Consider the following 10,020-nt stretch of genomic DNA (forward strand, 5'->3'; position numbering starts at 1 on the left):
ATCGAACGCCAGGAGTTTGAACTGCACTACCAACCGATCGTCTCGCTTAAAAACAAACAGTTGGTTGGGTTTGAGGCACTGGTGCGCTGGCGGCATCCGCAACGAGGACTGGTTTCGCCAGGAGAGTTTATTCCAGCCGCAGAAGATACTGGTTTGATCGTGCCCCTTGGGTGGTGGGTTTTACAAGAAGCCTGTCGTCAAATGCAGGTTTGGCAGCAGCAGTTTGCGGTCAAACGTTCTCTTAGTATGAGTGTGAACTTGTCTGGTAAGCAATTGACGCAACCAGATGCGGTGGAGCGCGTCAAGCAAATCTTGCAGACAACCGGTCTTCATCCCAGCAGCTTAAAGCTGGAACTGACGGAAAGCTCCCTGATGGAGCATGCCGAATCGACAATCACCATGCTGCAACAGCTTAAAACGTTGGGCGTTCAGCTAGCGATCGATGATTTTGGGACGGGTTACTCCTCCCTCAGTTACCTCTATCGGTTTCCTGTAGACACCCTCAAAATTGATCGATCGTTTATCAACAAAATGGATGTTGAGCTGGAGAAGCTAGAACTGGTGCGAACCATTGCCACCCTTTCCTGGAATTTAAGTATGGATGTCGTCGCTGAAGGCATCGAGACCCAGCAACAACTCTCACATCTCAAAGCTTTGGGCTGTGAGTATGGTCAAGGCTATCTCTTTTCTAGACCTGTCGATGCGATCGCCACAGAAAAGCTCATTGCAGAACACGCCCAGCGCGAGCAACACGAAGCGATGAAAGCGTGCAAATTTGCTTAAAACGTCAACGGCATATCAGCCCCCTTTTGAAACCCATACAGTGAAACCCATACAGTTCAGCACATCAGCTTCCCTCTGTCTCTACCACCCAGATCTACTACCGCACACGCTTTAAAGGGAACTTCAGTGATACCTTCAAGTTCAGAGCACGACAACGCTACCCCAGCCGATCAGCAATCGCGGGCATTCTTACGAGCATCCCTGGCTTATGCCCAAAGCATCTTTGAAACAGTGCGAGAGCCACTTGTGGTATTGGATGCTGAGTTGCGTGTGAAAACAGTCAATCATTCGTTTTATCAAACTTTCCAGGTGTCTCCCGCTGAGACCTATGATCGCTTGTTTCACGACCTGGGTAACGGTCAGTGGAACATTCCCTCCCTGCACACTCTGCTAAAGACTGTACTGTCAGAGAATACGCCCTTTGAAAACTTTGAAGTCGAGCATGAGTTTCAGCAGATTGGACGCAGGACAATGCTGGTCAACGCACGTCAGATTTTTCAGGACACGGCTCAAAGCTGCCTTATTCTGCTGGCGATCGAGGACATTACCGAGCGCAAACAGACCGAAGAGACGTTAAGGCAATTTACTGCCCGATTGGAGCAGAGCAATCGGGAACTGCAAGACTTTGCATCGGTTGCCTCTCACGACCTGCAAGAGCCGCTCCGCAAAATCCAAGCCTTTGGCGATCTCCTTACCAGCGAATTTGGTTCCTGTTTACCCGAAACAGGGCAACAATACCTGCAACGTATGCAAAACGCGGCAGCTCGAATGCAAACGTTGATCAACGACTTGTTAGCTTTCTCGCGCATTACTACCAAAGCACAGCCCTTTGTCCCCGTTGCTTTAACTAAAATTGCTCAAGAAGTCTTGTCAGATTTAGAAGTACAGATTCAGCGCGTTGGCGGACATGTTGACATTGGATCACTACCCACCATTGATGCTGATCCGCTCCAAATGCGGCAACTATTGCAAAACTTGATCAGCAACTCGCTTAAGTTCCACCAGCCCGATGTGCAGCCTCTCATTACCCTTCAGGCGCAAACGCTCAAGCGACAAGATGCTGCGAACGACAAAGCACCCGTCTCTGAAATCTGTCAAATTCAGGTTTCAGATAACGGTATTGGCTTTGAAGAAAAGTATCTAGACCGCATCTTCACTGTGTTTCAACGGTTACACTACCGGAATGAATATGAAGGCACCGGAGTTGGTTTGGCTATTTGCCGTAAGATCGCTGAACGCCACGGCGGGAGTATTACCGCAACCAGTAAACTAGGAGAAGGCGCAACATTCATTGTTACCCTACCGCTACAGCAATCCCCCACACTTGTTCTACCGTGAGTAATTCTGGCAGACCGATTATTATTCTGATGGCTGACGATGATGAGGAAGACCTCATGCTGGCAAGGAGTGCTTTAGCCGCTTGTCGTTTAGCCAATGATTTACACTGCGTGAGAAACGGTGAAGAATTGCTGGATTATTTATATCGACGGGGTGAATATAGCGATCTCAAGCATTCACCGCGACCTGGTTTGATTTTGCTTGATCTAAATATGCCTCGTAAAGATGGACGTGAAGCGCTGAAAGAAATTAAAGCTGATCCAGATCTGCGGCAAATTCCGATCGTGATCTTAACAACCTCGAAAGCTGAAGAAGATATTTACCGCACCTATGATCTGGGCGCTAACTCGTACATCACAAAACCAGTCATGTTTAATTCCTTAGTAGAAGTAATGCAGAGCTTGGGCAAGTACTGGTTTGAAATTGTTGACCTACCAGTCGGTAGCTCGAACGATTAGGTGAGCTACCAAGTGATTGAATGCTCTCGACCTAAGTGCTTTGCACACGCTTTGCGAACGCAATGTCTTCAACTTCTTGGTCAATTGATTGGCTGGCTTAATCGTTTATACCGACTAGGAGAAGAAGCCCTCCTTAGAACTAGAGTGCAAAGGCTTGCCTAAGTCACCTCCTGTTTCCAACCTCGTCGAACTCGTGTTGATCAAAGTTTGATTCGGGTTCAAATCTCAGCCTGAGTCCCAATCTAAGACCGATACTTGAAGGCTGATGTGTGCTTTGAAACCGTTTCTCAGCAGGGTTTTGAGCTGAAGTCGCCTCTTGCTGTCGATCGCCTAAAAAGGTCGATCGATGATACAATTTAGAGGTACAAGTGATCGCATCTCTACTGGTGCGACTGTCGCCTCTTGGGTTGCGTTTAGAGTCGCTCCCACAGTGGGTACCAGCTTGCGTTTTGGAGCTTTTCGCATATGACTTTTTCCCAGGATACCCCCAACGATCGAATTGTTCCTACCGACTTGCGGAACGAAATGTCACGATCGTACCTGGAATACGCGATGAGCGTCATCGTGGGTCGGGCACTTCCTGATGCGCGCGATGGTTTGAAACCAGTGCATCGTCGCATTCTTTATGCCATGCACGAGTTGGGTTTGTCGCCCGATCGTCCTTTTCGTAAGTGCGCTCGCGTTGTTGGGGATGTCATTGGTAAGTACCACCCTCACGGCGATACAGCGGTGTATGACGCATTGGTGCGGATGGCGCAAGATTTTTCGATGCGATCGCCCCTCATCAACGGGCACGGTAACTTTGGTTCTGTAGACAACGATCCGCCTGCAGCGATGCGATATACCGAATGCCGCTTGCAGTCGCTCACGACCGATGCCCTGCTGCAAGATATTGAAGCCGAAACCGTTGACTTTGGCGCAAACTACGACGGGTCGCAGCAAGAACCGTTGGTCATGCCTGCCCGCATTCCACAACTGCTGCTGAATGGGTCGTCGGGTATCGCAGTCGGCATGGCGACTAACATTCCGCCGCATAACTTAGGCGAATTGATCGATGGTCTCACCGCGCTGATTCAAAATCCTGATTTGACGGATCTGGAATTGATGCAGTACATCCCTGGTCCCGATTTCCCTACAGGGGCACAGATTCTAGGTCGAACCGGAATTCGGGAGGCATACACGACTGGGCGCGGCTCCATCATCATGCGGGGCGTGGCACAGATTGAAACGATCGAGCATCGTGGTCGCCCCGATCGTGAAGCCATCATCATCACCGAGTTGCCCTATCAGACGAACAAAGCTGCGCTGATTGAAAAAATCGCTGAGATGGTGAATGAGCAGCGGCTAGAAGGCATTTCGGATATTCGGGACGAGAGCGATCGCGACGGGATGCGGATCGTTATTGAACTGAAGCGTGATGCTTATCCCCGCGTCGTACTCAACAACCTCTACAAGCAAACACCATTACAGGCAAACTTTGGCGCGAATATGCTGGCGCTCGTTAACCGCGAGCCGCAGTTGTTGACGCTGAAACATTTTCTGGAAGTGTTTCTTGACTTCCGCATTGAAGCGATTACACGACGTACCCGCTATTACCTGCGTAAAGCCGAAGAGCGCGATCACCTCTTGCAAGGGTTGCTGATTGCACTGAGCAATCTGGATGGCATCATCAACCTGATTCGCCATGCTGCGGATGCACCGACTGCAAAGCAAGAACTGATTGACACTTACGGACTCTCAGAACCACAGGCAGATGCCATTCTGCAAATGCAGCTTCGCCGTCTGACCGCGCTAGAAGCCGAAAAAATTCAACGCGAACACGAAGATTTGCAAGTTCAGATTACTGATCTGCGTGACATTTTGGCACGGCGCGAACGCATTCTCGAGATTATCGTCACTGAAATCACTGAGATTCGCGCTAAGCACGCCACGCCACGTCGCACCATTATTGAACAATCGGAAGACGAACTAGGCGATATTGACCTCATCGCGAACGAGAGAGCCGTCATCCTGCTGACGGAGCAGGGCTACCTCAAGCGGATGCCTGTGAACACGTTTGAATCCCAAAGTCGTGCCACGCGCGGTAAAGCGGGTGCCCGCATGAAGGAAGATGACGGGGTAGAGCATTTTCTCACCTGCTGCGACCACGATAGTGTACTGTTTTTCAGCGATCGAGGTGTTGTCTATGCCCTCAAGGCATATCAGATTCCTGTCGGGTCACGCACTTCACGGGGTACGCCAATTGTACAAATGCTGCCCATTCCCCGTGAGGAGAAAATCACTGCGTTTATCCCCGTTACCGAGTTTAGCGCTGACGAATATCTGGTAATGTTGACTCGCAACGGCTACATCAAAAAAACCGCGCTGACTGCTTTCAGTAATATTCGCGCCAATGGACTCATTGCTATCTCGCTGGAAGATGGCGATGAACTTCGCTGGGTGCGGCGTGCACGGGTTGATGACAGCATTATTATTGGCTCTAGCTTGGGACGATCGATTCATTTTCGTGCGAACCATGAGCAGTTACGTCCCTTAGGACGGGCAACGCGGGGTGTGCGATCAATGTCGCTGCGCGAGGGCGATCGCCTCATAGGAATGGACATCTTACCCAGTCAAATCGTGGCTGATCTGGCGCAAGTGCTGGAATCGGCTGTGGAGCCAGAGGTTGAGGACCCTAATGGCGAATTAAACGGCGAACTGGTTGAAACTGGCGAAGCTGGGGAAGTTGACCAACCCCTAGCAGCCAGCAGCCAAATGGGTCCTTGGATTCTAGTCGTGACGATGGGCGGCTATGGTAAGCGGGTGCCAGTAGCACAGTTCCGTCTGCAAAACCGTGCGGGCATGGGACTAGTTGCCACTAAGTTCCGCAAAAAGGGCGATCGCCTCGCTGCACTTCATATCGTTAATGAAGGCGCAGAACTGATGATGGTCACGAATCGGGGCATTATTATTCGCCAGTCGGTCAATGCCATTTCGTCTCAATCACGATCGGCTACAGGTGTGCGAGTACAGCGGCTCGATGAGGACGACGCGATCGCAGCCGTTGCGCTTGTACCGCTTTCTACTGGGGAAGACATTGCACTTCCTGATGAAGCTGTGGATGAGGAGCAAGCAGCAGAATAGAAGCGTTGTAGCCATCAACGGAGCAAGTAAAAGACTGAGGCTAGTGAATTAAGTCATCTGTAGACCTTACAGGTTAGAAGGGCAAGGGTCTTTGGCATAGTAATGCTAAGCCAAGGCTGTGTTCTTACACAAAATTGCCTTCACTTAATCTGTGTCCCGTTAGCCCTTTATGCCAGAATTGTCAGCGTTCTGACAGAAGCATTGGTATTCTGAATGTTCAACTGATAGTTGCAAGCTGACTTACTTAATCCAGCATCTCAAACCTTATGCCAACGCTGTTGGTTAAGAACATTCATACTCTAGTCACGATGGATGCAACGCGACGGGAACTTCGCAATGCAGCCATCTTTGTGCGCGATAACGTGATTGAGCAAGTGGGGACAACAGTAGAATTGCCCCAGTCCGCTGACGAAGTTCTGGACTTGCAGGGGCGACACGTCGTTTTGCCTGGTTTGGTGAACACGCATCACCACTTCTATCAAACGCTGACACGGGTTGTTCCGGCAGCACAAAATTGCAGTCTTTTTAACTGGCTGCAAACGCTGTATCCCTTCTGGGCACGGCTCACGGCACAAGGGGTTTACATCAGCGCTCAGATGGCGGCAGCAGAACTCATGCTGTCAGGTTGCACTACTGCCAGTGACCATCTTTATCTGTATCCTAATGACTGCACGTTGGATGATGAAATTGAGGCAATGCAGGCGATCGGGCTACGGTTTCATGCCAGCCGCGGCAGTATGAGCGTGGGCGAAAGCCTCGGAGGATTGCCGCCTGATTCATTAGTAGAGCAAGAAGACGTTATCCTTAAAGATTCGCAGCGGTTGATTGAGCAGTATCACGACAACTCACGCCACTCGATGCTACGGTTGACGCTGGCTCCCTGTTCACCGTTTAGCGTGTCACAGGACCTCATGCGTGAATCAGCCAAACTGGCACGATCGTACGACGGTGTGCGCTTGCATACCCATCTGGCAGAAAACAAGTCGGATGTCAGCTACAGCCTGGAAAATTTTGGCATGATTCCAGGCGACTATGCAGAGTCAGTGGGCTGGCTGGGTGAGGATGTGTGGCACGCCCATTGCGTTCAACTGAGTGACGACTCTATCCAGAAATTTGGCAGAACTGGCACAGGCGTGGCGCACTGTCCCTGTAGCAATATGCGCCTTGCTAGCGGTATTGCTCCCATCCGCAAACTGTTGGATCACAACGTTCCGGTTGGCATTGGTGCCGATGGCTCCGCTTCTAACGACACCAGCAATTTGCTGCAAGAAGCCCGCCTTGCTTTTCTGTTAGCCCGCGTCCGCGATTGCGACCCCACCGCAATGTCAGCACGGGAAATTTTAGCAGTGGCGACCCTAGGTGGTGCCAGAGTGCTGGGCCGAGATGATATTGGCGCGATCGCCCCTGGCATGTCCGCCGATTTTATTGCCGTTAATGTTGATCGACATCCTTTTGCGGGGGCACATCATGACATCGTAGCGGCACTAATTTTCTGTCAAGTTAACTCCGTAGATTACAGCTTTATCAATGGTAAAAAGGTTGTCGATCAAGGACAACTTACGACTATTGAACTGCCAACACTGGTGGAAAAACACAACCGAATTGCCCATCAACTGTTAAACCCTACGTAAAAGTAAGTAGGTAGCGTAAGTTAGAGATCTAGCGCGCCAGCAAGCGATCGAGATGCTGCAGAAAGCCCTGTACGCTGTTTTACACAGTCTTTAAACAGTCTCTTCCTTAAAGATTGGATAAGGGAACGATCCCTCAATGCAAAGATTGAGTGATCAAAGCTTTTAATCCGAGCGAAAAATAAGTATATACCTATAAGGTAGCGGTGAGTATGCAGGACGTTCAGGCATACGTTTGTTTTTTAAGGAAAAGCAGATGTCTATCAGTCTCTTTGATGCCAACTTTTATCGTGCAGCTAATGCAGATTTAGCAACCTTCAGCAACGAGCAAGCCGCTGCTCATTTTCAAACCTATGGGTTAGGTGAAGGTCGTCGCTTTTCAGCCTTTGCAGATCTCAGCTTCTACCGCGCGAGCAATCCAGATTTAGCAGCGGCTGGCGTGAGTAGTAATCAACAATTATTTGGTCATTTACAAACTTATGGCGTTGGTGAGAACCGCCAATTTTCCCAATTTGTTGATCTCAATTTCTACCTAACACAGAACGCAGATGTTAGTCAAGCTTATGGCGGCAATCGCTTTCAAGCTTTGCAGCACCTGGAAGTCTATGGACTTAATGAAGGGCGATCGTTTTCTAAGTTTGTCGATCTCAATTTCTATCAAGCGAACAATCCAGATTTGCTTGCTGCGGACGCAGGACCAAAACAATTACTACAGCATTTAGAGATTTACGGCTTAGAAGAGGGACGACGGTTTTCTAAGCTCATTGATGTCAATTATTATCTTGCTAATAATCCTGACTTACAAGCAGCAGGCTTAAGCAAGGCCCAAGCATACAATCACTTTATGCTTTATGGACAGTACGAATATCGTATTACTGTAGCAACTGCTCTTTATAATCGTTCGTTGGGAGGGCTACCTGACAGTCAGGGTTGGCTCGATTACACTACCTTACGATCGACATCGGCTCTTCCCACTACTGGAAACGGTAGCGAAACATTTACTAGCGGTGGCACCCGGTTTGTCAGCGATGCAGTCAGCTATACGGGCTACAGTAACTACACTGCGAACCTTTCTAACCCCTTCAATCCATCACTCAATCTAGTTAATTCAGCCTTTCCTACACTCGATCGCAATGATGGTTTTAGAATTAACTTTGATGTCCAAATTAATAGTGAAAGCCACAACAATGACAATCGGGCAGGTTTCAGTATTGTAGTGATTAGCGACGATTTGCAAGGTATTGAAATCGGTTTTTGGACTAATCAAATTTGGGCACAGCAAGTTAGTGGTAATGTGTCTACTCGCAGTACTGCTCCGACCGCAAACGCGAATTTAGATACAACTGTTTTCAACAACTACAACTTAGTTGTTCAAGGAAATGCTTACCAACTTTATACGAATGATTTGAAAACCTTGCTTCTGTCAGGCTTTTTGACTGACTATAGTTCCTTTAATCCTCAAGTGCCGGTACTTCCCTTTCCAGTTAACCCTCCTAACCCTTACCAAACGCCTAACCTTCTGTTCTTTGGCGATGACACAACCTCTGCCGGTGCCGATGTCACATTAGGAAATGTTACGGTTGTACCTGTCGGATAGATTAGTGGAGCGTCTTTAAAGAATGCTTTGAAGATTAGAGAAGAGATGCACAGTGCCGTGCAATAACTTGGCGTGGATACCTGGAAGTGCTGGCTACCCAATCATCTTTGAGGACAGATGCTACTGAGCTCAACGTTACATTAAAGTCGTTTTATCCCCGTAATTATGCTGAGGTAATCTGCAAAATTATCCTGTTTTAGCTGGTCTTTAATTGTAAGAAGAATTGAAAGGTTTGGCTGTTTGCTGTAGTTCGATCGCTTTCTACAACAAGGCTCTGGCTTAAGTAGAGGTAGTATGCCTTAGAACAAAGCCATAGGTGATGAGAATGGTTAAGACGTTTAGCGGCAGCCAGATCGGAGATTCGCCAGGAGTTGGTATCCGTGAAGACTGGTCAAGGGGCGGGGCTACTGCAAGACAAGCGGCAGCAGGAGCAGGGGTTTACTCTCCTTGAGGTCACGATCGTACTGGTTATTAGCGGCATTTTGGCAGCGATCGCGCTGCCGTCGTTTCTTAATCAGGCAAGCAAAGCCAAGCAGGTTGAGGCAAAGATGTACCTCGGTGCGCTCAATCGTGCTCAACAGAGCTATATGCTGGAGCAGGCTCAGTTTGCCGATACAGTGAACCACTTGGGCATAGCGTTTCCTAACAGCCTAAACTACGGCTACTCCATCCGTCTGGATAGCGTGGGCAAACAATACGCTATTCATGATGCTAAGTCATTAAGTGTTAGTTTGCGTCCTTATGTTGGCGTAGTGGCGATCACTCAAAGCAGCACTGGCGACGCAAGGATAGAAGTTGTTTTGTGTGAGTCAAAAACAGCCCAACAGGGAAAAGCGGAACAGCCTGTTATCAACGCTACTTCTGTAACCTGCGCTTCTAGCACTAAGCCTGTAGGACAGTAATGGTATAGCAAAAGGATAAGGGATGAATCGAAGTCCTTACTCGAAGAAAGTTTCAAGGTTTAGAAACTGTTTGTAAATGTATGTGAAGTAGAAGACAACTACGGTCACAAAGGCGCGATACCAGAAGAGTGACATCTACATGGCTTGAGGATATGAGTCAGCCTTACTACGACAGTGACCTGACCGATGAG

Annotated in this window: 7 protein-coding genes; all 7 read left to right on the plus strand. The window is 48.9% G+C overall.

The features are described 5' to 3' along the window. Positions 1–783 (plus strand): EAL domain-containing protein (locus H6F86_RS16810; RefSeq protein ID WP_190449887.1); only part of this gene is annotated, 783 nt, incomplete at its 5' end. 126 nt (positions 784–909) lie between these two features. Continuing rightward, positions 910–2,121, plus strand: coding sequence for an ATP-binding protein (locus tag H6F86_RS16815; RefSeq protein ID WP_190449888.1), 1,212 nt, complete (start codon positions 910–912; stop codon positions 2,119–2,121). Then, complete coding sequence (locus tag H6F86_RS16820) at positions 2,118–2,579, plus strand: response regulator (RefSeq protein ID WP_347240529.1); 462 nt, start codon at positions 2,118–2,120, stop codon at positions 2,577–2,579. The genes H6F86_RS16815 and H6F86_RS16820 overlap by 4 nt, the downstream gene beginning before the upstream one ends. 465 nt (positions 2,580–3,044) lie before the next feature. Then, on the plus strand, positions 3,045–5,702 hold the full coding sequence (gene gyrA, locus H6F86_RS16825) for a DNA topoisomerase (ATP-hydrolyzing) subunit A (protein ID WP_190449889.1): 2,658 nt from the start codon (positions 3,045–3,047) through the stop codon (positions 5,700–5,702). Between the two features lie 266 nt (positions 5,703–5,968). Continuing rightward, positions 5,969–7,333: an 8-oxoguanine deaminase gene (locus H6F86_RS16830; RefSeq protein ID WP_190449890.1), complete on the plus strand. Its 1,365-nt coding sequence runs from the start codon at positions 5,969–5,971 to the stop codon at positions 7,331–7,333. Positions 7,334–7,586: 253 nt separating this feature from the next. Further along, a complete protein-coding gene (locus tag H6F86_RS16835; RefSeq protein WP_190449891.1) occupies positions 7,587–8,927 on the plus strand; it encodes a hypothetical protein in 1,341 nt (446 codons plus the stop codon). 380 nt (positions 8,928–9,307) lie between these two features. Beyond that, entirely contained in the window at positions 9,308–9,829 is a 522-nt protein-coding gene (locus H6F86_RS16840; RefSeq protein ID WP_347240532.1) for a type IV pilin-like G/H family protein, read from the plus strand. The last annotated feature ends 191 nt before the right edge of the window (positions 9,830–10,020 follow it).

The sequence above is a fragment of the Phormidium sp. FACHB-592 genome, from assembly GCF_014695795.1.
GTDB lineage: Bacteria > Cyanobacteriota > Cyanobacteriia > Leptolyngbyales > Leptolyngbyaceae > Stenomitos.

What these genes read in the sequence shown, in the direction of transcription:
- H6F86_RS16835 (WP_190449891.1), top strand. Translation starts at nt 7,587, where the DNA reads ATGTCTATCAGTCTCTTTGATGCCAACTTTTATCGTGCAGCTAATGCA.
- H6F86_RS16830 (WP_190449890.1), top strand. Translation starts at nt 5,969, where the DNA reads ATGCCAACGCTGTTGGTTAAGAACATTCATACTCTAGTCACGATGGAT.
- gyrA (WP_190449889.1), top strand. Translation starts at nt 3,045, where the DNA reads ATGACTTTTTCCCAGGATACCCCCAACGATCGAATTGTTCCTACCGAC.